Below are 24,364 nucleotides of genomic sequence, written 5' to 3' on the forward strand. Positions count from 1 at the left end.
TCGCTCCTCATTCGGTCGCGATGGCCCGCAGCACGTCCAGGCGTGCGGCCCGCCGGGCCGGGCGCAGGCCGGCAAGCGCTCCGGCCGCGACGCCCACGAGCGCCACCAGCGCGAGCTGGGTCGGAGGCAGCGAAAAAGCGAACGCACTGTCGCTCGCGCCGTCGGACGCCTTGACGAGCACCCAGCCGAGGAAGCCGCCGAGGACGAGTCCGCCCACCGTGCCGAACGCGGCGACCAGGACCGACTCCCAGCGGACCATGGCGCGCAGCTGCGCCCGGGTCTGCCCGACCGCCCTCAACAGGCCCAGTTCGCGGGTGCGTTCATGGATCGCGAGAGTCAGCGTGTTGGCGATGCCGAGCAGCGCGATCAGCACCGCGAGGGCGAGCAGTGCGTAGACCAGGGTGAGCATCATGTCGATGCCGCCGGCCGAGGACTGTGCGTACTCGTCGCGCGTCTGCACCTCGGGGTTGCCGTATGCCGCCGCGACCTTCTCGACCGCCGCCTTGCCGTCGGCCGCGCTCACGCCGTCCTTGAAGGAGACGGCGACGAGGGTGTCGGAGTCCTGGGTGCGGTGCGGGGCCCAGGCCTCGCGGGTGATGACGTACTCGCCCGCGAGTTCCGACTGACCGTAGAGCGCCCGGACCGTGAAGGTCTCCTTCTTGCCGTCGGTGAAGGTGAGTCGGGCCGTGTCGCCGGTCTTGAGGCCCTGCTCGGCGGCCTCGTTCTCGGTGATGGCGATACCGTCCGTGCCGAGGTTCCGCATCGAGCCCTGGACCGTGCCGAGGTCGAAGGTGCGCTCCAGCGCGGCCGGGTCGGTGACCGTCAACGCGCGCCCCTTGCCGTCGACTTCGGCGACACCGCGGCCGAGCCCTACAGCCGTGTCCACCTCGGGCCGCTCCGCGATGGCGCCGGCGAGCCGCGGGCTCAGTCCGCTGCCGCCCGCGCCGAACGACGGGGTACTGACGGCGACGTCGCCCGCGAAGGACCGCGACACGGTCTGGTCCATGGTGGCCTTCAGCGAGGCGCCGAACACCGTGAACAGCGAGACGACGGCCACGCCTATCATCAGCGCGCTCGCGGTGGCGGCGGTCCGCTTCGGGCTGCGCAGGGCGTTGCGGCGGGCGAGTCCGCCGGTGACACCGCGCAGCCGGTCGAGCGGGCTGCCGAGGGCGCGTACGGCCGTGGTGGAGGCTACCGGGCCGAGTACCACGAAGGCGGCGAGCGCCAGGAGGGCGCCGGAGCCGGCGAGCCACAGGGACGGGCTCACGAACACCCCGGTCAGGGTGACCGCTACGGCCAGCGCGCCGAGTCCGCCACCCACGACGGCACGGGTACGGGACGCGCCGGACTGGTCGACGGCCGTCTCCCGCAGCGCGGCGAGCGGTGCGGTGCGTCCGGCGCGGACGGCGGGCAGCAGCGCGGAGCCGAGGCAGACCACGATGCCGACCACCAGCGGCAGCAGCATCGACATGCCGCTGATCACCAAGTCGCCGTCCGGGAACGGGAATCCGATCGCCGGGAACAGCGCCTGCAGCCCGGCCGCGATACCGACACCGCCCGCGAGACCCGCCGCGGACGCCACGACGGCGACTGCGCTCGCCTCGACGAGCGTCGAGACGGTGACCTGCCTGCGCGAGGCGCCAAGTGCACGCAACAGGGCGTTCTCCCGGGCGCGTTGGGCGACCACGATCGCGAAGGTGTTGTGGATGGAGAAGGTCGCGACCAGCAGCGCCACGCCCGAGAAGACCAGCAGGAAGGTGGTGAACAGGCTCAGAAACTGGCCGGAGATCATCTCCGTGTTCTCCGCGGCCGACTCCTGGCCGGTGCTCGCCTCGATTCCCTTGGGCAGTACGGGAGTCAGGGCCTCCACCAGCTCCTGCTGGCTGGTGCCGGGACCGGCCCGGACCTGGATGGTCGCAGCCTCGCCGGGCTTCGCGGTCAGGTACTTCTCGGCGTCGGCCTGCGTCATGCCGGTGAAGGTCACCTGCGCCATGCCGTCCTCGCCGCCGAAGGTCGCGAGACCGACGATCGTCACCTTGACCGGGTCGGGCGTACGCAGGGTCGTGGTGTCGCCGATCTTCAGGTCGCCCCGCTCGGCGGTGCCTCGGTTGACGACGACCTCGCCGGACTTCAATGGGGCGCGTCCTTCGGCGAGTTGGTACGGGTTGAGCTTCGGGTCGTCGATCCAGTTGCCCGCGAGCGTGGGCGGGCCCGCGCCGCCGATGGGGTCGCCGTCGGCGCCGATGAGCTGTCCCGCGCCCTCGATGTTGGGCACGGCGGCGGCGACGCCGGGCGTGTCCTCGATCCTCTTCACCAGGCCGGTGTCGACGGGCTGTCGTACGCCCTGGCTCTCGCCCGGCGTGGTGATGGTGTCGGCGCTGCGGACGACGGCGTCGGTGCCGCTCGTCGCGTTGCCGAACATCGTGTCGAAGCTGGCGCGCAGGGTGTCGCCCATGACGAGGGTGCCGGTCAGGAACGCGACTCCGAGGAGCACCGCCAGGAACGTACCGGCGAAGCGCCGCTTGTGGGCGCGCAGGGACGACACGCTGATGCGCACAGACGCGTTCATGACGGCACCTCGAAGGCTTTCATTCGGTCCAGGACCTTGTCGGCGGTCGGGGAGGTCATCCGGTCGACCAGGCGCCCGTCCGCGAGGAACACGACCTCGTCGGCGTGCGCGGCGGCCACGGGGTCGTGGGTGACCATGACGACCGTGCGGGCCGTCTGACGCACCGTGCGGCCGAGGAGGCCGAGGACCTCCTCGCCGGAGCGGGAGTCCAGGTTGCCGGTCGGCTCGTCGGCGAAGACGACGTCCGGCCGGCCGGCGAACGCCCGTGCCACGGCGACGCGTTGCTGCTGGCCACCGGAGAGCTCGGAGGGCCGGTGGTGCAGCCGGCCGCGCAGGCCGACGACGTCGATCAGCGCGTCGATCCATTCCTTGTCGCCGCTGTCGCCCTTGCCGCCCGCGAGGTCCAGCGGCAGCGTGATGTTCTCCGCCACGGTCAGCGTCGGCACCAGGTTGTACGCCTGGAACACGAAGCCGACGCGGTCGCGGCGCAGCAGGGTGAGGCGGCGGTCGTCGAGGGTGCTCAGCTCGGTGTCGCCGATGTGGGCGGTGCCCGAGGTGAGCGTGTCGAGTCCGGCCGCGCAGTGCATCAGGGTGGACTTGCCGGAGCCCGAGGGCCCCATGATCGCGGTGAAGCGGCCGACCGGAAAGTCGACGCTCACCCCGTCCAGGGCCCGCACGCTGGTGTCGCCGCTGCCGTACACCTTCACGGCGTCGACGACGCTGGCTGCGGTACGCGTGGTGGTCGTCGTCGCGGTCATGTCGCACCGCCCTTGCCGGTCCGGCCGAACTGCTCGTCCAGGACGGACAGCCGGCGCCAGTACTCGTCCTCGTCGATCTCGCCGGAGGCGAAGCGGTGGCCGAGCACGGTGATGGGCGAGTTGTCCTCGGCGGCCGGCCGCCAGGGGCCGCGGCGTCCACGCCACACCGTGCGGCGCAGCAGCGCGATGCCGCCGCCGATGACCAGTGCCCAGATCACCGGGAAGAACAGGATCCACGGGCCGGGCCCGCCGTCGCCGAAGTGCGCGAGAGTCTGCATGATCGGTCAACTCCTCAGTAGCGATGTGCTGTGCGATGTCCTTGCGTGTCGCTTCCGAGAGTCGTCCCGCAGGGGGTCCTGGGTCGTCGTACGGCCAGCGGCAGTGCGCGTACCTCCGAGGGAGTACGCGGGCTGCTCACCGTTGCTCCTCACGGGGATCGACTTCTGTAACTACTAGTATGTACAGTTCCTGTATGAGCACGCCGGAGCGTCTGATCGAGTCCACCCGTGAGCTGCTGTGGGAGCGCGGTTACGTGGGCACCAGCCCCAAGGCCATCCTGGAGCGCGCGGGCGCCGGGCAGGGCAGCATGTACCACCATTTCAAGGGGAAGCCGGACCTCGCCCTGACCGCGATCCGGCGGACCGCCGAGGAGATGCGTGCTACCGCCGCGGGAGTACTCGACGGGCCGGGCACCCCGTACGAGCGCATCGAGGCGTATCTGCGGCGCGAGCGCGATGTACTGCGCGGCTGCCCCATAGGGCGGCTGACGATGGACCCCGACGTGATCGCCAGCGACGAGCTGCGCGTACCGGTCGACGAGACGCTCGACTGGCTGCGGGAACGGCTCGCCGGGATCGTCGAAGAGGGCCAGGAACAGGGCGAGTTCGCGCCCTCGCTGGACGGCGAGGAGATCGCGGCAGCCGTCGTCGCGACCGTCCAGGGCGGTTATGTCCTGGCCCGCGCGTCCGGTTCACCCGCGGCCTTCGACGCGGGTGTACGGGGGCTGCTTTCCCTGCTCGCGACCGCCGCCCCGAAAGACCGTCCCGCCCGTCCCGCCTGAGGAGGCACTCGTTGCACGCCATGCAGTACGCGCTCACCCTCCCCGCCGACTACGACATGGCCGTCATCCGCGACCGGGTCGCCCGCAAGGGGCACCTACTGGACGGCTGGGAAGGCCTCGGCTTCAAGACGTACCTGATGCGCGAGCGCGGCGTACACGGGTCGCCGGTCAACCAGTACGCCCCGTTCTATCTGTGGAACACCGTGGCCGGCATGAACTCCTTCCTCTGGGAAGGCCCCTTCCAGGGCATCGTCGACGACTTCGGGCGGCCGTCGGTCCGGCAGTGGACCGGGCTGGCGTACGAGGAGGGTGGCGCCGCCCGCTCCCCCGCGCGCGTCGCGGTGCTGCGGCGCCAACCTGCGGCGGACGGCGTGCCGTTGACCGAGATCGCGGAGGAGGCCGTACGCGAGACCCGTCGGCTGGCCGGCGAGGACGGCGCGCTGCTCGCGGCGGCTGCCGTGGACACCAGCCGCTGGGAGCTCGTCCACTTCTCCCTCTGGGAGCACGAGATGCCCAAGGCGGACGGCGACGCGTACGAGGTGCTGCACGTGTCGGCGCCGGGACGGGACCGGCTGCCGCAAGCCCTGTAAGTACCCTTTTCGACAAGGAGAGCCATGCCTTTCGTGCGCATAGACGCCCTCGGAGCCGACCCCGATCGGCTCGACGCCCTCGGCCGTGCCGTGCACGACGCCCTGGTGGAGGCCATAGGGATCCCGCCCGACGACCGGTTCCAGGTCCTGGTCGGCCATGACGGCAGCCGCAGCACATTGCGCTACGACGACGGTTACCTCGGGATCCACCGGGACGACGGCCTCGTGTACGTCACGATCACCCTGCGCTCCGGGCGGACCCCCGCGCAGAAGCAGGCGCTGTACCGGCGGATCGCCGAACTCGCCCTGGCCTATGCGGGGACCGAGCCGCGGAACGTGTTCGTCAACCTGATCGAGAACGAGCCGATCGACTGGTCCTTCGGCGAAGGCGTGGCGCAGTACGCCGTCTCCTCCGCTGCGACCGGGCCTTCGTCCTAGAGGCCCCTAGACCACGGCGATGTCCACGGACGGCCGGAGTTTGGCCGCCGCGGCCAGCGCCTCGTGCGCCGGGTTCGTGGTGAAGGCGTTCAGCAGGGCCTGGTCCGCGGGATTTTCGGAGGCGGGGAAGGCGATCTGCTCATACGCCGCCTGGAAGCGTGGGCCCCAGCGGCGGGCGCCCAGGCGGGCCGTGCGCGAGCAGTTGTCGACCATGTACGCGACGTCGCGGGCGTGCATGTACGGCAGCAGCGAGTCGACGGCCTCGATGACCGACTCGTTGACGATCTCCGACCAGGGGTGGCCGCGCTCGGCGAACTCGTCGATCTGGGCTGTCATGGTGGCGATGAAGACGCCTGCCGTGAACGGGTCGACAGGCAGCGCGCGTTGGGCTCGCCGGGCGCGTACCTCGTCGCCCGCCACCCACATGGGCGAGCCGCCGATCTCGGTCATCGGGCGGGTGCCGAGGCGCTGTTCGGCGAGGATCACGCTGCGCAGTTCGGTGCCGTCGGCGACCTCGTCGTAGATCTCGGCGACGAGGTCACGGGCGGGGCCGTAGGTCGCCGTGTACGCGCGGTCGAAGGTGTCCCGCCCCGACGGGTCGAGGTTCTCGCGCACCGCCCGCAGGCCGGAGCGTGAGACGGTGCGGGCGATCGGGCCGGTGACGTTCTCGCAGGACCGTTCGTACGCGGTCACCGGGTCGTCGCCGTCAAGGCGGAAGCGCGCGTACAGGCTCTCGACGATGCCGTGGACGGCGCCGAGCAGGACGGCGCGCTCGCCGACGATGTCGGAGCGGTACTCGCTGTCCAGTGTGGTGTGGAAGGTGTACGGGGAGCCGAGCGCGACCGACCAGCCCAGCGCCCGGTCGACGGCGTGACCGTCGAGGTCGGCGTGCACGGCGAAACTGCTGTTGATTCCGGCACCGTTGATCTCCGCGCCCTGCAGGTACAGCCGTCGCACCGAGTCGCCCATGCCCTTGGGGCAGACGGCGATCACGCCGTGCCCGGCCGGGAACTCGCCGCCGGTTTCCCGGAGGTGACCAAGCAGGAAGCCATGTGACAGGCCGATCGTGGCGCCGGGCTTCAGCGCCGCGAAGAGTTCCCGGTGGTGGGCGGCGAGCGCGGCGTCCGCGATCAGCAGGATCACCAGATCGCTTTCGGCGGTGACGGCGAGCCAGTCGCCGAGCGTGCCGTCCGCCTCGGTGAACCCGTGCGCGCGGGCGTCGGCGGCCGAGGCGGAACCGGGGCGCAGTCCGACTGCTACGCGGATGTCCGTACCGGCGAGGGAGTCCCTCAAGTTGCTTGCTTGGGCGCGGCCTTGAGGGCCCCAGCCAATGATGCCGATGCGGTGGACGCCAGCGAAGGCCTTCGGCAGCAGGGGGAAGAGGTGGCGGCCGCCGCGCAGGATCGTCTCGGTGCCGCCGGGGACGGTCATGGTTTCGAGGGGGAAGACGGTGGAGGCATACGTCGAAGTCACGGTCGGGGTCATGGTCGAGTTGTAGGCTCTGCCCGTGTGTTGCGGCAAGCGCAACTTATGGAGCGGGGCGTTGTGGTAAATGAAAGGCACAGGTGAAGGCATGCTCAATGACCATCGCGAGCTGCGGCTGTTCCTTCATCTGGCGCAGACGCTGAACTTCGGCCGGACGAGTCTGGACTGTCATGTCAGCCCCGCGACGCTCACCCGCACCGTGCAGCGCCTCGAGGCGGGGCTCGGCCACCGGCTCTTCGACCGTGGTCCGCGCGGGGTGTCGCTGACGGCGGAGGGGCACCGCTTCCGCGCGTACGCGATCGAGGCGCTGGAGTTGTGGCGCACGTACCGCGAGGAGCACCCGGATCCGGCCGAACTCACCGGCAGGCTCGCCGTGTTCGCGACCGTGACGGCATGTCAGGCTCTGCTGCCCGACCTTCTCGCACCCTTTCGCGCCGCACATCCGCAGGTACGTCTCGACCTGCGCACCGGCGACGCGGCTGCCGCGCTCGCCCGGCTCGACGAGGGCGAGGTCGACGCGGCGGTCGCAGGCATTCCGGCGCGGCTGCCGGGGCCGCTGGTCAGTCGGACGGTGGCGGTGACCGAGCTGGTCTTTGTGACGGCCCGCGACCGTGCGGACGCCGGTCTCGGTGGGCCGTTCGTGCTGCCGCACCGTGGACTGGTGCGCGAGGCGGCCGACCGATGGTTCCGCGCGCGGGGTGTCACACCTGAGGTGGCGGCCGAACCCGACGGCCACGAAGGGCTGTTGACGCTGGTCGCCCTCGGCTGCGGCACCGGTGTCGTACCCCGTCTCGTGCTCGAGAACAGCGCGGTGCGTGACCGGCTGACCGTGCTGCCCGCCACTCCCCCACCGGAGCCGTTCCCGATCGGCCTGTGCGTACGACGCGCCGATCTGCGGCGGCCGTTGGTGTCAGCCCTCTGGAGCCTTACTGGGGCGTGAGCGCGGCGAGCGGGTCGTCGAGCACCGGCTGCCAGGCCAACTCGGCCGCTCCCACCAGGCTGTTGTGGTCGAGCGTGCAGGCGAGGATCGGTACGCCGCCGCTCTGCCCCCACAGGCTGCGGTCGGCGACGACGGCGCGCAGGCGCTCCGGGTCGGCGTCGAGGAGGGTGCGGTGGAGTCCGCCGAGGATGATGCGGTCCGGGTTGAGGATGTTGACCAGCCCCGCGAGTCCCAGGCCCAGCCGGTCGATCAGTGCCTCGGCGGCCGTGCGGACGGCCGGGTCGGCGTACTGGTCGCGGATCAGGTCGTTCGCTTCCTGGAGGAGCGAGACCTCTGGGCCGGGGTCTCGGCCCGCCGCGGTGAGGAAGGCGAGCGGGTCCGCTTCGACGTCCAGGCAGCCTCGGCTGCCGCAGTGGCAGGGGCGGCCCTCGGGGTTGACGGTGAGATGGCCGACTTCGAGTGCCAGGCCCGAACTGCCCGTGTGCAGACGGCCGTCGAGTACGAGCGCGCCGCCGACGCCGCGGTGTCCCGTGGCCACGCACAGCAGGTCGCGGGCGCCGCGGCCCGCGCCGTGCCGGTGCTCGGCGAGTGCGGCGAGGTTGACGTCGTTGGCGGCGAACGCCGGGCCGGTGATCCCGGCCGCGTGGATCCGCTCCGCGAAGATCTCCCGTACGGGTGCGCCCGCCGGCCAGGCCAGATGGAGCGGGTTGAGGGCTGTGCCCTCGGGTTCGGCGACGGCGGACGGCACGGCGAGTCCGGCGCCCACGCAGTGGCGTCCCGTCTCCTGGAGCAGCTGGGCGCCCGCGTCGACGACCGAGCCGAGCACCTTCGCCGGGTCGGCGTCGACGATCTCGCAGCCGGGCGCGGTCGCGACGATACGACCGCCGAGCCCGACCAGCGCCGCGCGGAAGCCGTCGGCGTGCACCTGGGCGGCGAGGGCGACGGGGCCGTCCTCGGCGAGCCGGAGCCGGTGCGAGGGCCGGCCCTGCGAGCCGGCGGCGGCGCCGGGGCGCGCGTCGACCCGGATCAGCCCGAGAGCTTCGAGCTCCGCGGCCACCGCGCCGGCCGTCGCCCGCGTGACCCCCAGTTCGGCGGTGAGCACGGCCCGCGTCGGCGCGCGTCCCGTGTGCACGAGCTCCAACGCGGGCCCGAGCGCGCCGCGTCCGCGGTCCAGCCGGGTCCGCGTGCTTCCTTCTCCCGCTGCTCGGGGCGTCGGCTTGCCGTTCATGAGGGGAGTCTCCCATGATCCGGTCTGATGGGGGACGGGCTAGAAACCGCTGGCCCGCAGCGTGACGTTGAGCCTGCCCGTCAGGCCGAGTTCCTCGGGTGCGGTGCCCGGGTGCACGCGCGGTACGCCGTGGTACGCGAGGCGGGCGGGGCCGCCGAAGACGAAGAGGTCGCCGCTGCGCAGCTCCACGTCCGTGTACGGGCGCGTACGCGACTCCGTGTTACCGAAGCGGAAGACGCACGTGTCGCCGAGGCTCAGCGACACCACCGGGGCGTCGGACTTCTCGTCGCTGTCACGGTGCATGCCCATGCGGGCGTCAGCATCGTAGAAGTTGATCAGGGCGATGTCGTACGGAGCTGTCGGCTCGCCCTCGAAGGCGTCGTCGCCCCCGAAGGCATCGGCCACCGCGCGACGGCCGAGCTCGCCCAGCCATTCCGGGAACGGCTTCACGGGCGCGCCGTCACCGTCGACGACCGTGCGCGCGTACCCGTACGGATACCAGTGCCAGCCGAGGCAGACCTGCCGGGACGTCATCGTGCCGCCGCCGGGTGTGTGGACCGTGCGCAGGCCGGCGGGTGGGCGCGACCAGTCGCGGCAGGCTTCGAGCAGTTCGCGCTGGCGTCCGGCCTCCAGCCAGTCCGGTACATGCACCGCGCCCGGCGCGACCTCCGTGCGACTCCGGGGAAACAGCTCGGCGTTCATGGCTCCATGGTCGCGCACTGCTCGGAGACGTACGGGCGAAAAACGTCATGAGCTGCGGGCTCGGCTAGCCTGGGCGCACGATGACCGAGCGTATGGCGACACCATGGGGCGAGCACGAGCTGGCCCGTTTCCCCGAGGACCCCCGTGAGCGGCTGCGCGCCTGGGACGCCTCCGACACGTATCTGCTGCAGCATCTCGCGGAACTCGCGGAGCGGGGACAGCCACTGGACGGAACCGTCGTCGTGGTGGGCGACCGCTGGGGCGCTCTCGTCACCGCCCTTCACTCGCTGCGGCCGGTGCAGATCACGGACTCGTTCCTCGCCCGGGAGGCGACCCGCGCGAATCTGGCACGGGGCGGAGTCGACGCGGACTCGGTGCGCCTGCTCACCACCCAGGATCCGCCGCCCGATCGGATCGACGTGCTCCTCATCCGCGTACCCAAGAGCCTCGCGCTCCTGGAGGACCAGTTGCTGCGTCTGGCGCCCGGAGTGCACGAGGGGACGGTCGTCGTCGGTACCGGCATGGTCAAGGAGATCCACACCTCGACGCTGCGGCTGTTCGAGCGGATCCTCGGCCCGACCAGGACCTCCCTGGCCGAGAAGAAGGCCCGGCTGATCTTCTGCGAGCCGGACCCCGCGCTCACCCGGCCGAAGAACCCCTGGCCGCACACCTACACGCTGCCCGACGGCATCGGTCCCGTCTCCGGCCGCACCGTCGTCAACCACGCGGGCGTCTTCTGTGCCGAGCGTCTCGACATCGGCACCCGGTTCTTCCTCCAGCATCTGCCGTACGGGCCCGGGGCCGGGCGCGTGGTGGACCTGGGCTGCGGCAATGGCGTGGTCGGTACGGCGATGGCGCTGGCCGACCCGGAGGCCGAGGTGCTGTTCGTGGACGAGTCGTACCCGGCGGTGGCCTCGGCGGAGGCGACGTACCGGGAAAGCGCCGAGGGAAGTGTCGGCAAGGCGGAGTTCCGGGTCGGCGACGGACTGACCGGCGTCCCGCCCGCGAGCGTCGACCTCGTGCTCACCAACCCGCCCTTCCACTCGCACCAGGCGACGACCGACGCCACGGCCTGGCGGATGTTCACGGAAGCGCGCCGGGCGCTGCGGCCGGGCGGCGAGCTGTGGGTGGTCGGCAACCGGCACCTCGGCTACCACGTGAAGCTGCGACGCCTCTTCGGCAACAGCCAAGTCGTCGCAAGCGATGCGAAGTTCGTGATTCTGAAGGCCGTCAGGAAGTAGCACCGGGCAGCGGGCCGGTCTCGCCGCGCAGGGCACGTGGCGAGGCTCCCAGTTCGCGTCGGCACGCTTTGTTGAAGGCCTGCAGGTCGGGGATGCCGACGGACGCGGCGACGGCCGGGATGGAGAGGGTCGAGGCGCGCAGCAGGTGGTGGGCACGATCCAGTCTGCGGCGTCGGACGTACGCGACGACCGTGTCGCCCGTCGTGGTGCGGAAGAGCCGGGTGAGGTGGTTGTGCGAGACGCCCGCGGCGCGTGCGACGGCGGGCACGGTGAGCGGGGCGGCCAGGTTCGCCTCGATGTACGCGATCGCGGCGGTGACGGCCGGATGCGGCCCCGGGAGGCCGGCGTCGGGCGTGAGGTGGGCGATGCGCCACAGGGCCGTCCAGATCTCGGCCCGGGTGCGTTCGGGCGCGCCGGGCACGGAGGCGATCGCCTGGAGCAACAGGCCGGTGAGCGTGGGGAGTTCGGGTCCCGCGTCCTGCATGACAGGGATGGTGCGCGGCGGTCCGGCAGGGGCGATGCGCAGATGCGCGTAGAGGTGTTCGGAGCGGCCCTGGTAGCGGAAACGGACGGCCGTGCCGGGCGGTACGAGACTGACCCGGCCGGGACGGACGGCGTGCGACGTGCCGTCGACGATCAGCTCGGCGTCGTACTGGTACAGGTGCAGTTGCCACAGCTCGGGCAGCCGGAACACATCGGTACGGCTGGCGACGCCGTGCACGCCCACTCCGGCGTTCACCACGACGGGCGGCTCCCCGAGGTGGACCTGCGTCTCTCGCATGGTGAAAAACTACCAACGGTACCGAGCACTACCAGCCACTCGATCGGCCTTCGCGGTGCTTCTGTACGGAGCTCAGCAGGCTCGTACCACCCTCATGATCCGCGCCACCTCCTCCGTCATCGCCTCGCGCGCCACCGTGAGGTACTTGCGTGAGTCCACCGTCTCGGGGTGTGCGGTGAGGAAGTCGCGGATCGCGCCGGTCATCGCGAGGTTCAGGGCTGTTCCGAAGTTGACCTTGGTGATGCCGCCCGCGACGGCTGCCGTCAGCTCGGCGTCAGGGAGGCCGGACGAGCCGTGCAGTACGAGGGGCACGTCGAGGGCGGCGGTGAGGCGTTTGAGGAGGTCGTGGTCGAGGACGGCGGTGCGGGTGGTCATGACGTGGACGCTGCCGATCGCCACGGCGAGAGCGTCCACGCCGGAGTCGGCGACGAAGGCGCGTGCCTCGGCGGGATCCGTCCGAGCCGCGGGGGCGTGGGCGTCCAGCGGTGGCCGGCCGTTCTTGCCGCCGACCTCTCCCAACTCTGCCTCGATCCACAGTCCTTGGTCATGCGCCCACTGGACGGCGGTCCGCGTGGCGGTGAGGTTCTCGGCATACGGCAGCCGCGAGGCGTCGTACATCACGGAGCTGAATCCGGCCTCGGCTGCCTGTCGCAGCAGGCCGTCACTCTGCACGTGGTCCAGGTGCAACGCGACGGGCACGGAGGCCTGTTCGGCCGCCGCGGTCGCGGCACGGGCCAGCGGGAGCAGCCTTCCGCCGCGGAACTTCACGGCGTTCTCGCTGACTTGGAGGATGACGGGTGCGTTCACGGATTCGGCACCGGCGACGACGGCTTCGACGTGCTCCAGCGTGATGATGTTGAACGCGGCGACAGCGGTGCGTTCCGTGGCCGCCCGGGTGACCAGCTCACCGGTTGCTGCGAGGGGCATGGCGCCTCTCCTTTCGGCGTGGCGGGTTCGCCGGTCAGGGCGTGGTGAGGATGACCGAGCGGGTGAGGTGGCGCGGCCGGTCGGGGTCGAGGCCGCGGGCCGCGGCGACGGCCACGGCGAGTCGCTGGGCGCGGACGAGTTCGGCGAGCGGGTCGAGGGTGCCCTCGACCCACAACCCGCCCGTGGCCCGCACCTGTTCGGCCAGACCGTCCGGCGCCCCGCCGAGCATCCAGGTCGCGGTTCCGGCGGAGGTGATGCTGATCGGGCCGTGCCGGTACTCCATCGCCGGATAGGCCTCGGCCCAGGCCAGCGAGGCCTCGCGCATCTTGAGCCCGGCTTCGTTCGCGAGCCCCACGCTCCAGCCGCGGCCCAGGAACGTGAACTGCACACAGTCGGCCAGCCCTTCAGGCAACGGCACCGACAGTGCGGTGCGGGCATCGGCGACGACAGCCTCGGTATGTAGGCCGAGGTGGGCCCGCAGCAGCGTGAGCGCGGTGGTCGCGAACCGGGTCTGCACCACGGACCGTTCGTCGGCGAAGTCGAGCACGATCACGTCATCCGCCGCCTGCATCACGGGAGTTCGCGGATCCGCGGTGATCGCGACGGTGCGCGTACGCCCCTTCAGCCGGCCGAGGAGTCCGAGCACCTCGGTGGTGGTGCCGGAGCGGGTGAGGGCGAGGACGCGGTCGTACGTCCGCCCGTACGGGAACTCGGAGGCGGCGAAGGCGTCCGTCTCGCCCTGGCCCGCCTGCTCGCGCAGCGCCGCGGCAGCCTGCGCCATGAACCACGACGTACCGCAGCCCACGATCGCGACCCGCTCCCCCGCGGCGGGCAGCACGGCCGTGTGCTCCGCGGCCTGCTCTGCCGCCCGGATCCAGCACTCGGGCTGACTGTTCAGCTCGTTCTCGACATGGCTCACGCCGCGCTCTCCCCGGATGGCCGACTGGATGGCTGACATGGCCCCATCGTCGCGCACTGCTCGGGGATGGGCCGGCTGAGTGTTCTTGCGGGAGAGACCGCGGTCGACCGGCTGCTGTGCGAGCGCGCCGAAGCCGTTATGTTGGTCGAGCGTCCAAGACGCCGCGATAGCATGCTCGTACGCATCCCCTCTTGAATGCTTGAAGGAGCGGCGGCCGAATGGCTCGCATGGCAGCGAAGGACCGACGGGAAGAACTGATCGCCGCGGCGATCCGCGTCATGGTCCGCGACGGCGTCACCAAGGCCACGACACGCGCCGTCGTGGGCGAGGCGAACATGCCGCTCGGCGTCTTCCACTACTGCTTCAACTCGCGCGAGGAGCTTCTGCAAGAGGTCATCACCCGCCTCACGGACAGCAGCGTCGCCAAAGCCAGGGACGTGTTCGCGACAGAGGGCGACGACCTCGGCGCGCGCGTCACCAAGACCCTGTTCACCTTCTGGGAGGGTGTGGAACTCAGCCCGGGAGAGCACCAGGTGGGCTACGAACTCACCCACTACGCCCTGCGCCAGGCCGGATTCGAGGAACTGGCCCGTCGGCAGTACGACCACTACCTGGAAGTCCACCAGGAGTTCCTCGTGAAAGCCGCCGAGAGCGCGGGAATCCGGTGGACCGTGCCCCTTCCCGTCCTGGCCCGCTACCTCAACGCGGTGCTGGACGGCGTGACGCTGTGCTGGCTGGCCGACCGCAACAGCGAGCACAGCCGTGAGGTCCTCCGCCTGGCGGGCGAGCACCTCATGACCCTCGCCGGCGAGGACGACTGACACTCCTCTGTTCAATACTCCGCTCCGGAGGCGAAGAGCTTCGCCATGCCCGCTTCCCCGTCTCCGTGACTTCCTGTCTCCATGGCTTCCTGTCTCCGCGCCTCCAGAACGTTGACTTCTGTTCATTCGGAATGAGACGGTCACCCGTACGAGTCAAGCGTCCTGTACGTATGACCAACTCAGCCCGGGCGACGTAAGCCCCGTGCCAGCAGGGAGCCTCTGGAATGCAACAGACGGCATCGGCAACCTCCGTCCTCCTCGGTCTCAGCGAGGTCCGGATGGCCCAACTCGACCGGGCCACCGAGCACTTGGACCCGCCGTTCGCCGTGGTGGACCTGGACGCCTTCGACGCCAACGCCGCCGATCTGGCACGCCGGACCGGCTCACGCGCCACCATCCGGCTGGCCAGCAAGTCGGTCCGCAGCCGCCACCTGATCCGGCGTGCGCTCGACCGGGAGGGCTACCGCGGCATTCTCGCGTTCACGCTGCCCGAAGCCCTGTGGCTGGCTCAGGAGCACGAAGACGTGGTCATCGGCTATCCGACCACGGACCGCACCGCGTTGCGGCAACTGGCGAAGGACGAGCGCGCGGCCTCACGTATCACGCTCATGGTCGACTCTGTCAGCCAACTCGACTTCATGGACGCCGTGTTGGGCGGGGGCCGACCGGAACTCCGCCTATGCATCGACCTGGACGCCTCGCTGGAACTGGCCGGTGGACGCCTCCACCTGGGCCCGTACCGCTCCCCCGTACACACTCCGGGGCAGGCCGCGGAACTCGCCAGGACGATCGTGGGCCGACCCGGGTTCCACCTCGCCGGGGTCATGTCGTACGAGGGCCAGATCGCCGGACTCGGCGACAACCAGCCGGGGTCTCCCCTCAAGCGTGCCGCGCTCCGCGCCATGCAGCGCTTCTCCGCCCGCGAGTTGGCCGAGCGGCGCGCCGCGACCATCGCCGCCGTCGAGGCCGTGCAGCCATTGGAGTTCGTCAACGGCGGCGGCACCGGCTCCATCGAGCAGACCGCGTCGGAGCACGTGATCACCGAGGTCGGTGCGGGATCAGGGCTCTACGGGCCGGGACTGTTCGACTTCTACCGGCACTTCCGCCCGCGGCCCGCCGCCTACTTCGTCATGTCCGTCGTACGCCGCCCGTCCGACCGGATCGCCACCGTCCTCGGCGGCGGCTGGGTCGCCTCCGGCCCGCACGGCAAAGACCGTCTGCCCACCCTGAGTTGGCCCCAGGGCCTGCGGATGAACCCCATGGAGGGCGCGGGCGAAGTCCAGACACCCGTACTCGGCAGGGCGGCGCAGGGACTGCGGCTCGGTGACCACGTGTGGTTCCGGCACGCCAAGGCGGGCGAGCTGTGCGAGCGCGTGAACACGCTCCACCTGGTGGCGGGCGGGGAGGTCGTCGACCAGGTCCCGACGTACCGCGGCGAGGGACATGCCTTCCTCTGACCCGCCAACTCACCTGACCCGCCAACTCGTCGATTTTCGTAGCCAGTTACGCCGCTAGCAGGAAGGAAGGTCGTGGAGACAACCCGCTACCGTACGCCCCGGAGCAAGGCGCACGAGCGCAGGAGGGTGTGGCAGAACTGGGACGGCAACGTCACCGCCCGCCCGGTACGCGACATCGCTCCCGCCTCGGTCGAGGAACTCCGCGCCGTCGTACGCCAGGCAGCCGAGGACGGACTGACGGTGAAGCCCGTCGGCAGCGGCCACTCCTTCACCCCTGCCGCCGTGACCGACGGCATCCTGATACGGCTCGACCACCTCGCCGGCATCCGTGCCATCGACCGTGCGGCCGGCACGGTGACCGTGGATGCGGGTACGCGGCTCAAGACACTGAACCTGGCCCTGGCCCGGGAAGGCCTGTCGCTCACGAACATGGGCGACATCATGGAGCAGACCGTCTCGGGCGCGATCAGTACGGGCACCCATGGCACCGGCCGTGAGTCGGCTTCGATAGCGGCACAGGTCCGCGGCCTTGAACTCGTGACAGCGGACGGCTCTTTGCTCACCTGCTCGGAGCGGCAGAACCGGGAAGTGTTCGCCGCTGCTCGAATCGGCTTGGGCGCCTTGGGAGTCGTCACCGCGGTCACCCTCGCCGTGGAACCGCTTTTCCTCCTCACCGCACGCGAAGAACCGATGACCTTCGACCAGGTCACCGCCACCTTCGACGAACTCCACGCGGAGAACGAACACTTCGAGTTCTACTGGTTCCCGCACACCGACAGCTGCAACACCAAGCGCAACAACCGCAGCGCGGGTCCGCTCGCCCCGGTGGGACGGCTGAGCGGCTGGTTCGAGGACGAGTTCCTCTCCAACGGGCTGTTCCAGGTGGTCAGTTCGCTGGGCCGTGGCGTGCCGGCCACCATCCCGGCGATCGCGAAGATCTCGAGCCGGGCCCTGTCGGCCCGCACGTACACGGAGATCCCCTACAAGGTGTTCACTTCGCCGCGCCGGGTGCGTTTCACGGAGATGGAGTACGCCGTCCCGCGCGAGGCCCTGGTGGAGACCCTGCGCGAACTGAAGGCCATGGTCGACCGCTCGGACCTGCGGATCGGCTTCCCCGTGGAGGTCCGTACGGCACCCGCCGACGACATCACGCTCTCCACGGCGTCGGGCCGCGAGAGCGCCTACATCGCCGTCCACGTGTACCGGGGCACGCCGTACCACCAGTACTTCTCTGCCGCGGAACGCATCTTCACCGCCCACGACGGCCGCCCGCACTGGGGCAAGCTGCATACGCGGGGCGCCGACGACTTCGCCAAGGCGTACCCGCGCTTCGGCGAGTTCACCGAACTGCGCGACCGCCTCGATCCCGACCGGCGCTTCGGCAACGCATATCTGCGCCAGGTGCTGGGGGACTGATCCGGCCGGGTGCACTGGAGGTCCCGTACGCCTGGGCCGCCCGCCATCGCTGACGTTCTGTGCGGCAGGATGAACCCATGAGCATCGTCAAGATCAACGTCCTCACCGTGCCGGCCGAGCAGCGCGAGACGCTGGAGAAGCGCTTCGCCTCGCGAGCCGGACTCGTCGAGAGTGCCGACGGGTTCGAGTGGTTCGAGCTCCTCCGCCCGGTCGACGGCACGGACAACTACCTCGTCTACACCCGGTGGCGCGACGAGGCGTCGTTCCAGGCCTGGATGGAGGGTTCGATGAAGGAAGCACACCAGGGCGGGAGCGACCGGCCCAAGCCTGCTGCCAGCGGCTCGACCGTGTGGACCATGGAGGTCCTGCAGCAGGCGGAACCGAAGTCCGACTGACCGTTCTCCCGCCGACGTGCTTGGGAGCGGAGGCCGCTCCCAAGCACCGGCCCCTTGGGGCCCTCAGGACCCCTTGGGTCACATACCGTCGCGGACCATTGCGGCGACGATCTGGACGTGACGGTCGGCCGCCGTGTTCGAGAACTCGTTCTCGTAGTTCAGTCCGTACGGCCAGAAGTGGCCACCACCGGTGGACAGTTTGGCACCCGAACCGTCGAACTGCCTGACCAGTGCCGTGGCCTGCGCACCGGTCCAGGTGCCGCTGCCGCCGAGGCGGGACCAGCCAGAGCTCGTCCCCACGCCGATGGTGTGGGCGATCTCGTGCAGAGCGGTCCGCTCGGTCATGTAGGCGCGATTGCCGAAGCGGATGGTTCCGTTGATGTTGCCGTCAGCGGTGGGCACGCCCGGGTCGTAGCGGACGGTGATGTTCTTGCCGAGGTCGCTGATGTTGTTGTATCGGGCCACCGCCGCGTTCATCGCCCTCGTGATGAGGTCGTACGCCGCCAGCTGATCCTGCGTCGGGTTGCTCGCCCGCTCGAGGCTCCAGGTGATGCTGGCCGCCGCCACCCGTTGCTGCGCTGCCGGTGCGGCCTGCGGAGCGGCTTGCGGGGTGGCCTGCGCAACGCCGGGCCCGGCCAGCATTGCGGCTGCCAGTGCGGCCACGGCCACCGTGTTGCGCCAGGGTATGGATGCGCGCTCGGTGGGCACCGGCGTCCGTCTGCGGCTCATGGAAGGGTCCTCCTGTGGGGGTGGGCCGTCGGGTGTGGGGATGACGGCAGGTCAGTCCGGTCCGTTTGTCTTGCTGCGGCGGAATGTCGTATGCCGGGTTCGTGACGCTCAGCCACCGATCTTTCCGACGCCCGCCCCTGCCCGTACGAGCGAGGGAACGTCGGCAGCCGGGTCCAGCGTGTACGAGTAGTAGGTGCGCGGCTCGGTCACGGTGCCGTTGGTCTCGCACGTTCCTGACCCGGTGAAGACGTTGTTCCGCTGCACCAGCCGGCCCGGCCCCGACTCGTCGTACCCGGAGGCGGAGTAGCAGGGGTACTCAACGCCTTCGAAGTGGTTGCCCTCGACCAGCACCCCCGCGTTCATGGTCGACGCGACGCCGTACAGGGCGTTCCCCTTGTAGTAGTTGTTGTAGACGTGCACCGGTTCGCCGAACCGTACGCGCGGGTGACGCTGCCGCGAGCCGTCGAAGAAGTTGTGGTGGATGGAGACCTTCAACTTGCCGGTGTCCTGGCCGCTGTTGCTGTCGGAGTGGCCGAGCAGCATGCTCTTGTCGGTCTTGTTGAACCAGTTCCACGACACGGTGACGTACTCGGAGCCGCGGACGATGTCGATCGCCCCGTCGACGGCCCCGACGAACTCGTTGTGGTCGATCCAGATGTGGTGCGACTCCTGGCCGACGTTCACGGCGTCGTCCTCAGCGCCTGTGAACTTGATGTTCCGCACGATGACGTTGTACGAGCGATAGAAGTCCAGGCCGCCACCGTTGATGACGGCCGAGGAACCGACTCCGACGATGGTCTTGTTGGGGCGTACACCCTGCTTGCTGGTGATGTCGATGGTGCCCTGAACCTGGATGACCAGCGGACCTGTTGTGTCGATGTACTCCAGGAACTGCTCGGTGTTGGTGGCGGTCACGACCTGCCCTCCGGCTCCGCCGGTGGTGCCGTTCTGGCCTAGCGCGTTGACCGCGGCGAAGCCGGTGGGCGACGTCTCGGCCCGTGGCGTCGATGTCTGCGCGGTGGCACTGCCGCTGCCTGCGGGCACCATCGTCGCGCCGAGCAACAGGGCGAGCGCAAGTGCGGGAACGCCGCGGGCGGTGCGTAACGGACGCTTCCTTGCGGGCGTCTTCGGGAACGACGCCTTCGTACGGTTCCTCGAGTGCATGTCGGCACTCTCCCGTCAGGAGATGCACCCCGCGCGCCGGATGCGCGGAGGTGTGAATGCAGAGGCACGAGCAGGGAGAAAGCGCTTTCCAAGATTTCCTGAATGCTAATCAGGTGTTTTGAGCATGTCAACGGATCGGAGTACGGAACTCCGCAGCAGACAGCGGCCGCCAGCGGGGTCAGTGCTTGGCGAACTGGACCCGGGTCGGCGGCCCGTCCGGTTTGCGAAACTTTCGCGATGTCCGGCACCCCTTTCGGGGGCGCGGGCAGCTGACGCATAGTGATGGCGCTGTTCTACCGGCCCCCATGAAGGGACAAGATGACGCGGAAGAAAGCCCTGGTGGTCAGAGGCGGGTGGGAGGGGCATCAGCCGGTCGAGGCCACGGAGCTGTTTCTGCCCTTCCTGCAGAGCAACGGATACACCGTCCGGGTCGAGGAGTCGACCGACGTCTACGCCGACAGCTCCGAGATGGCCGCCACCGACCTCGTCGTGCAGTGCATCACCATGTCGGAGATCGCCCCCGAGCAGCTGGCGGGACTGAGTGCGGCGGTCGTGGCGGGCACCGGCTTGACCGGCTGGCACGGCGGCATCGCCGACTCGTTCCGCGCCTCCTCCGACTATCTCCATCTGGTGGGAGGCCAGTTCGCGACCCACCCGGGCAAGGAACCGTGCGAGCGCCGGGGTGAGGCGGAGGACAACTACCTGCCGCACACCATCGACATCACCGAGTCCGGCCGCGACCACCCCGTCACCGCGGGCATCGAGGACTTCGAGCTGGACACCGAGCAGTACTGGGTGCTCCACGACGACCTCATCGACGTCCTGGCCACCACCACCCATCCTGCCCAGTCGTGGCAGCCCTGGCACCGGCCGGTCCGCTCGCCGGCGGTCTGGACCCGTCAGTGGGGCGCCGGGCGCATCGTGGTGACGACACCGGGACACAGCCCCGACGTGCTGGAGAACCCCAACGTCCGCACCATCGTCGAAAGGGGCATGCTGTGGGCGACGCGCACCGCATAGGCGTCGTAGGTCTCGGAGTCATCTCCCGCGCGTACCTGGACACGCTCCGCGGCCATCCCGCCGTGCGCGTCACCGCGGTCGCCGACCTCGACGCCTCCCGGTCTACGGCGGTCGCCGCCGAACTGCCCGGCGTCGAGGCGCTGACCGTCGAGGAGTTGCTGAGCAGCCCGGACGTGGACACGGTGCTGAACCTCACCGTGCCCGCGGCCCATGCCGGGATCGCCCTCGGCGCCATCGGCCACGGCAAGAACGTATACGGAGAAAAGCCGCTGGCCGCGACCCTCCCCGACGCCCACGCCGTCATGGAGGCCGCCGCGAAGGCGGGCGTCGGTGTGGGGTGCGCGCCGGACACCGTCCTGGGCACCGGAATCCAGACGGCGCGGGCGGCCGTGGCGGCGGGAAGCATCGGGCGCCCTCTGTTCGCCTCGGCCGTCATGGTCACCCCGGGGCACGAACGCTGGCACCCCCACCCCGACTTCTACTACACCGCCGGGGGTGGCCCCCTGCTGGACATGGGCCCGTACTACCTGGCATCGCTCGTCCACCTGCTGGGTCCGGTGCGTGCCGTGATCGGGGCGGCCGGCCGGCTCCGTGCCGAGCGCGTCATCGGTTCCGGCCCGCGTGCGGGCGAGCGGATACCGGTCGAGGTGGACAGTCATGTCTCCGGTGTGCTCGAGCACGTGGGCGGGACCCTGACGACGATCACGACGAGCTTCGACGGCGTGGCCACCACGGCCGCGCCGATCGAGGTCCACGGCGAGACGGGGACCCTCACGGTTCCGGATCCGAACGGTTTCGACGGCGAGGTGCGGCTCTTCGAACTCGGCGACACTCAGTGGCGCACGCTTCCGACGTCGGCGGGCTACGCCGGAGGCGCACGGGGCGTCGGGCTGCTCGACTTCATCGCCGCCGACGTGCGGCGGGCGCCTCGCGCGAACGGCGATCTCGCCCTGCACGTGCTGGAGACGATGAGTGCCCTCCTGCGCTCGTCGGCCGAGGGGCGCCGGATCGAGCTGACGACGTCGGCAGAGCCACCTGTTCCGGTTCCGCTGACGGCTGCCGAGGAGTGGCGAGGAAACGCCGCCTGGTGAAGCCGGCGGGTGTCAGTCCACGGGCCACGTGTGCGCGGGCGCGTTCATGTGCATGTAGTCCATGTACGTCGTGGTCATCTGCCGCAGCGCCTCCCACCGGTCGGAGGTGCCGGCCTTCTCGAGGTGGTGGACCGTCTCCGCCTGCCACAGGGCGCCGTTGCGGGCGGTGACGCAGCGCTGCTCGATGATCCCCAGCAGGGGTTCGCGCCACTCCGCGTCCATGCCGGTCAGCTCGAGGCCGCGGTGGGCCAGGGGCAGCAGGCGCCGCAACACCAGTTCCGTGACGGGTACTTCGCCGACGCCGGGCCAGTAGAGGCGGGCGTCGATGCCGTCGCGGGCCGCGGTGTGCAGATTCTCCTCGGCGACCGCGAAGGACATCCGTGTCCACACCGGCCGGTCCTCGTCGACCAGGGCACGGGTCAGGCCGTAGTAGAAGGCGCCGTTGGCGATGATGTCGGCCACGGTGGGGCCTGCGGGCAGGACACGGTTCTCGATGCGCAGATGTGGCCGGCCGTCGGTGACGGCGTAGACGGGGCGGTTCCAGCGGTAGATCGTGCCGTTGTGCAGCGTCAGTTCTCCCAGTTGCGGGACGCTGCCTTGGTCGAGCGCCTGCTGCGGGTCCTCGTCGTCGCACAGGGGCAGCAGCGCCGGGTAGTACCGCACGTTCTCCTCGAAGAGGTCGAAGACGCTGGTGATCCAGCGCTCTCCGAACCACACCCGGGGTCGTACCCCCTGAGCCTTGATCTCCTCGGGGCGGGTGTCGGTGGCCTGCTCGAACAGAGGGATACGGGTCTCGCGCCACAGCTCCCTGCCGAAGAGGAAGGGCGAGTTCGCCGCCAGGGCGATCTGTACGCCCGCGATGGCCTGGGCCGCGTTCCAGTAGTCCGCGAACTGCTTCGGAGCGACCTGCAGGTGGAACTGGGTGCTGGTGCAGGCCGCCTCGGGCGTGATGGCGTCGGCGTACATCGACAGGCGCTCCACGCCGTCCACCCTGATCCGCAGGTCCTCACCCCGCGCCGCGAAGATCTGCTCGTTGAGCAGCCGATACCGGGGATCACCGGACAGGGCGGCCTCGCCCACGTCCGCCTCCCCCAGGGTCGGCAGGATACCGATCATGATCAGGTGCGCGCCCACGGCCGAGGCGCGTTCCTCGGCGTGGTTGAGCGCGTCACGGATCTCCTGCTCCCAGTCGCCTGGCCCCCCGGCGGTCAGCTGCCGGGGCGGGATGTTGATCTCCAGGTTGAAGCGGCCCAGTTCGCTCGCCCAGGCGGGGTCGGCGATCGCCTGGAGGACCTCGGTGTTCCGCATCACCGGCCGCCCGTCGGCATCCACCAGGTTGAGCTCGATCTCCAGCCCGACCTGGGGGCGCTCGCTCTCGAAAGCCGACTCGCGCAACATCTGCGTCAGCACATCGAGGCAGGTGTGCATCTTGTCCCGGTACCGACGCCGGTCCTCCCGCGTGAACACCAGGGCCGGCACGTCACGTCCCATAGTGGCCCCTCCCGAGTTCCCTCGGCGGATACCTCTCGTGCCCCCAAGCGTCGCACTTGGGGCGGAATCCGGACAGTCAGCGCACAGTCGCGGTTTCGCGGTACCGAGCGAGCGGGCGGTGCCGGGCCGGTCACAGGTCGAGGACGAGGCGCGGCCCGCAGGAGCGGGAGACGCAGATGAGCATGGTGTCGCCGGTGGCCCGCTCGTCCTCGCTGAGCAGGGAGTCCCGGTGGTCGGGCGTGCCGTCGAGTACGTCGGTCTCGCAGGTGCCGCAGGTGCCTTCGCGGCAGGAGAAGTCCACGTCGACGCCTGCCTCCTCGAGAGATTCGAGCACCGAGCGGTCGGGCGGCACGGTGAGAGTGAGCCCGGCGCGGGCGAGCACCACCTCGAAGGCCACGGCGGGGCGGGCTTCGGCTGCCTGCACCGGGGCGAACCGCTCGACGCCCAGCGTGCCGGCGGGCCAGTCGGCGCACTGCTCCTGTGCCGCACGCAGCAGGGGTTCGGGGCCGCAGGCGTGCACCAGGGTGCTCTCCTCGGGTGAGCCGAGGAAGGCGCCGAGGTCCAGCAGGCCGTACTCGTCCTGTGGGCGGACGAGCACACGGTCCCCGTAGGGCGTGAGTCGGTCCACGAATGCCATGGAGGTACGGGTTCGGCCGCCGTACAGCAGACGCCAGTCGGCCCCGGCCGCCTCGGCGGCTTCGACCATCGGCAGGATCGGTGTGATGCCGACGCCGCCGGCGATGAACAGATGGCGCGTCGCCGGCCGCAGCGGGAAGTTGTTCCGCGGCCCGCGGACGCGCACGGCGGTGCCTTCCGGCAGGTGGTCGTGGACGTACGCGGAGCCGCCGCGGCCCTGCGGCTCACGCAGGACGGCGATGCGCCACGCGTCCGGTTCGGCGGGGTCCCCGCACAGCGAGTACTGGCGGATCAGGCCGCCGTCCAGGAACAGATCGATGTGCGCTCCCGGCGTCCAGGACGGGAGCGGCCGGCCGTCCGGGCGGCGCAGGGTGAGGGAGACGACGCCGTCGGCGACGTGGGTACGGGTCGCCACGACGAGGGGCTCCTCGTCCAGGGGCAGCTGGTCGGTCATGGTGGGTCAACCTGGTCTCGTACGGATGGGGGGACGGACGCGGGCGGGAGGT

24 protein-coding genes are annotated in these 24,364 nt (G+C 70.4%); 11 read left to right on the forward strand and 13 right to left on the reverse strand.

All coding sequences use genetic code 11. The annotated features are described in order from the left end of the window. Nucleotides 1–7: 7 nt before the first annotated feature. The 3 genes from OP79_RS04240 to OP79_RS04250 are packed head-to-tail and all read right to left on the reverse strand — an operon-like array spanning nt 8 to nt 3,605. A complete protein-coding gene (locus OP79_RS04240) occupies nt 8–2,569 on the reverse strand; it encodes an ABC transporter permease (RefSeq protein ID WP_033318564.1) in 2,562 nt (853 codons plus the stop codon). Further along, nucleotides 2,566–3,327: an ABC transporter ATP-binding protein gene (locus OP79_RS04245; protein ID WP_033318565.1), complete on the reverse strand. Its 762-nt coding sequence runs from the start codon at nt 3,325–3,327 to the stop codon at nt 2,566–2,568. Before OP79_RS04245 ends, OP79_RS04240 begins: the two co-directional genes overlap by 4 nt. Then, entirely contained in the window at nt 3,324–3,605 is a 282-nt protein-coding gene (locus tag OP79_RS04250; RefSeq protein ID WP_033318566.1) for an SHOCT domain-containing protein, read from the reverse strand. Before OP79_RS04250 ends, OP79_RS04245 begins: the two co-directional genes overlap by 4 nt. 194 nt (nt 3,606–3,799) lie before the next feature. Between OP79_RS04250 and OP79_RS04255 the strand changes: the two genes are divergently transcribed. The 3 genes from OP79_RS04255 to OP79_RS04265 are packed head-to-tail and all read left to right on the forward strand — an operon-like array spanning nt 3,800 to nt 5,415. Continuing rightward, on the forward strand, nt 3,800–4,387 hold the full coding sequence (locus OP79_RS04255; RefSeq protein WP_051744401.1) for a TetR/AcrR family transcriptional regulator: 588 nt from the start codon (nt 3,800–3,802) through the stop codon (nt 4,385–4,387). A gap of 11 nt (nt 4,388–4,398) precedes the next feature. Then, nucleotides 4,399–4,977 (forward strand): DUF4865 family protein, encoded by a 579-nt coding sequence (locus OP79_RS04260; RefSeq protein WP_033318568.1) that lies wholly within the window; start codon nt 4,399–4,401, stop codon nt 4,975–4,977. A gap of 24 nt (nt 4,978–5,001) precedes the next feature. Then, complete coding sequence (locus OP79_RS04265) at nt 5,002–5,415, forward strand: tautomerase family protein (protein ID WP_033318569.1); 414 nt, start codon at nt 5,002–5,004, stop codon at nt 5,413–5,415. Between the two features lie 6 nt (nt 5,416–5,421). Here the strand turns inward: OP79_RS04265 and OP79_RS04270 are convergent, their stop codons facing one another. Continuing rightward, nucleotides 5,422–6,900, reverse strand: a complete 1,479-nt coding sequence (locus tag OP79_RS04270; RefSeq protein WP_033318570.1) for a ketol-acid reductoisomerase — start codon at nt 6,898–6,900, stop codon at nt 5,422–5,424. Between the two features lie 88 nt (nt 6,901–6,988). Between OP79_RS04270 and ilvY the strand changes: the two genes are divergently transcribed. Beyond that, a complete protein-coding gene (gene ilvY / locus OP79_RS04275) occupies nt 6,989–7,840 on the forward strand; it encodes an HTH-type transcriptional activator IlvY (RefSeq protein WP_033318571.1) in 852 nt (283 codons plus the stop codon). On the opposite strand, the gene OP79_RS04280 is transcribed toward ilvY, so the two are convergent. After that, nucleotides 7,827–9,068 carry an ROK family protein gene (locus OP79_RS04280; RefSeq protein ID WP_033318572.1) on the reverse strand — a complete coding sequence of 414 codons (1,242 nt, stop codon included), beginning with the start codon at nt 9,066–9,068 and terminating at the stop codon, nt 7,827–7,829. The two genes, ilvY and OP79_RS04280, sit on opposite strands and share 14 nt — an antisense overlap. A 39-nt stretch (nt 9,069–9,107) precedes the next feature. Next, a complete protein-coding gene (locus OP79_RS04285) occupies nt 9,108–9,770 on the reverse strand; it encodes an alpha-ketoglutarate-dependent dioxygenase AlkB family protein (RefSeq protein ID WP_033318573.1) in 663 nt (220 codons plus the stop codon). Nucleotides 9,771–9,850: 80 nt separating this feature from the next. On the opposite strand from OP79_RS04285, the gene OP79_RS04290 reads away from it, so the two are divergent. Further along, the gene (locus OP79_RS04290) at nt 9,851–11,011 is read left to right on the forward strand and encodes a methyltransferase (protein WP_211270733.1); all 1,161 of its coding nucleotides are present in this window, start codon (nt 9,851–9,853) and stop codon (nt 11,009–11,011) included. Here the strand turns inward: OP79_RS04290 and OP79_RS04295 are convergent. From OP79_RS04295 to OP79_RS04305, 3 genes are all read right to left on the reverse strand, one after another. Beyond that, on the reverse strand, nt 11,001–11,792 hold the full coding sequence (locus OP79_RS04295; RefSeq protein WP_033318574.1) for an AraC family transcriptional regulator: 792 nt from the start codon (nt 11,790–11,792) through the stop codon (nt 11,001–11,003). The genes OP79_RS04290 and OP79_RS04295 overlap by 11 nt on opposite strands. Nucleotides 11,793–11,864: 72 nt before the next feature. Then, nucleotides 11,865–12,719, reverse strand: coding sequence for a class II fructose-bisphosphate aldolase (locus tag OP79_RS04300; protein ID WP_033318575.1), 855 nt, complete (start codon nt 12,717–12,719; stop codon nt 11,865–11,867). Nucleotides 12,720–12,753: 34 nt separating this feature from the next. Then, nucleotides 12,754–13,638: an SIS domain-containing protein gene (locus OP79_RS04305; protein WP_033318712.1), complete on the reverse strand. Its 885-nt coding sequence runs from the start codon at nt 13,636–13,638 to the stop codon at nt 12,754–12,756. 218 nt (nt 13,639–13,856) lie between these two features. Here OP79_RS04305 and OP79_RS04310 point away from each other — a divergent pair, with 218 nt between their 5' ends. The 4 genes from OP79_RS04310 (at nt 13,857) to OP79_RS04325 (ending at nt 17,727) form a co-directional block, all read left to right on the forward strand. Continuing rightward, complete coding sequence (locus OP79_RS04310; RefSeq protein ID WP_033318576.1) at nt 13,857–14,459, forward strand: TetR/AcrR family transcriptional regulator; 603 nt, start codon at nt 13,857–13,859, stop codon at nt 14,457–14,459. Between the two features lie 224 nt (nt 14,460–14,683). Then, nucleotides 14,684–15,916, forward strand: coding sequence for an amino acid deaminase/aldolase (locus tag OP79_RS04315; protein ID WP_051744403.1), 1,233 nt, complete (start codon nt 14,684–14,686; stop codon nt 15,914–15,916). 72 nt (nt 15,917–15,988) lie between these two features. Continuing rightward, nucleotides 15,989–17,332 (forward strand): D-arabinono-1,4-lactone oxidase, encoded by a 1,344-nt coding sequence (locus OP79_RS04320; protein ID WP_245685212.1) that lies wholly within the window; start codon nt 15,989–15,991, stop codon nt 17,330–17,332. A gap of 77 nt (nt 17,333–17,409) precedes the next feature. Further along, on the forward strand, nt 17,410–17,727 hold the full coding sequence (locus tag OP79_RS04325) for an antibiotic biosynthesis monooxygenase family protein (RefSeq protein WP_033318577.1): 318 nt from the start codon (nt 17,410–17,412) through the stop codon (nt 17,725–17,727). A gap of 78 nt (nt 17,728–17,805) precedes the next feature. Here the strand turns inward: OP79_RS04325 and OP79_RS04330 are convergent, their stop codons facing one another. Together OP79_RS04330 and OP79_RS04335 are read right to left on the reverse strand one after the other, a co-directional pair. Beyond that, entirely contained in the window at nt 17,806–18,369 is a 564-nt protein-coding gene (locus OP79_RS04330) for a hypothetical protein (protein ID WP_078491615.1), read from the reverse strand. 195 nt (nt 18,370–18,564) lie between these two features. After that, nucleotides 18,565–19,503, reverse strand: a complete 939-nt coding sequence (locus OP79_RS04335) for a pectate lyase family protein (protein WP_425428551.1) — start codon at nt 19,501–19,503, stop codon at nt 18,565–18,567. A 435-nt stretch (nt 19,504–19,938) separates the two neighbouring features. On the opposite strand from OP79_RS04335, the gene OP79_RS04340 reads away from it, so the two are divergent. Next, nucleotides 19,939–20,640 carry a ThuA domain-containing protein gene (locus tag OP79_RS04340; RefSeq protein WP_033318578.1) on the forward strand — a complete coding sequence of 234 codons (702 nt, stop codon included), beginning with the start codon at nt 19,939–19,941 and terminating at the stop codon, nt 20,638–20,640. Continuing rightward, nucleotides 20,619–21,731, forward strand: a complete 1,113-nt coding sequence (locus OP79_RS04345) for a Gfo/Idh/MocA family protein (RefSeq protein WP_033318579.1) — start codon at nt 20,619–20,621, stop codon at nt 21,729–21,731. Before OP79_RS04340 ends, OP79_RS04345 begins: the two co-directional genes overlap by 22 nt. A 12-nt stretch (nt 21,732–21,743) precedes the next feature. Here OP79_RS04345 and OP79_RS04350 read toward each other — a convergent pair whose 3' ends face one another. Together OP79_RS04350 and OP79_RS04355 are read right to left on the reverse strand one after the other, a co-directional pair. Further along, the gene (locus OP79_RS04350) at nt 21,744–23,222 is read right to left on the reverse strand and encodes a glutamate-cysteine ligase family protein (RefSeq protein WP_033318580.1); all 1,479 of its coding nucleotides are present in this window, start codon (nt 23,220–23,222) and stop codon (nt 21,744–21,746) included. A gap of 130 nt (nt 23,223–23,352) precedes the next feature. Beyond that, nucleotides 23,353–24,312, reverse strand: coding sequence for a PDR/VanB family oxidoreductase (locus OP79_RS04355; protein ID WP_033318581.1), 960 nt, complete (start codon nt 24,310–24,312; stop codon nt 23,353–23,355). Nucleotides 24,313–24,364: the final 52 nt, after the last annotated feature.

It is taken from the genome of Streptomyces yerevanensis (genome assembly GCF_000716805.1).
Classification (GTDB): Bacteria; Actinomycetota; Actinomycetes; order Streptomycetales; family Streptomycetaceae; genus Streptomyces; species Streptomyces flaveus.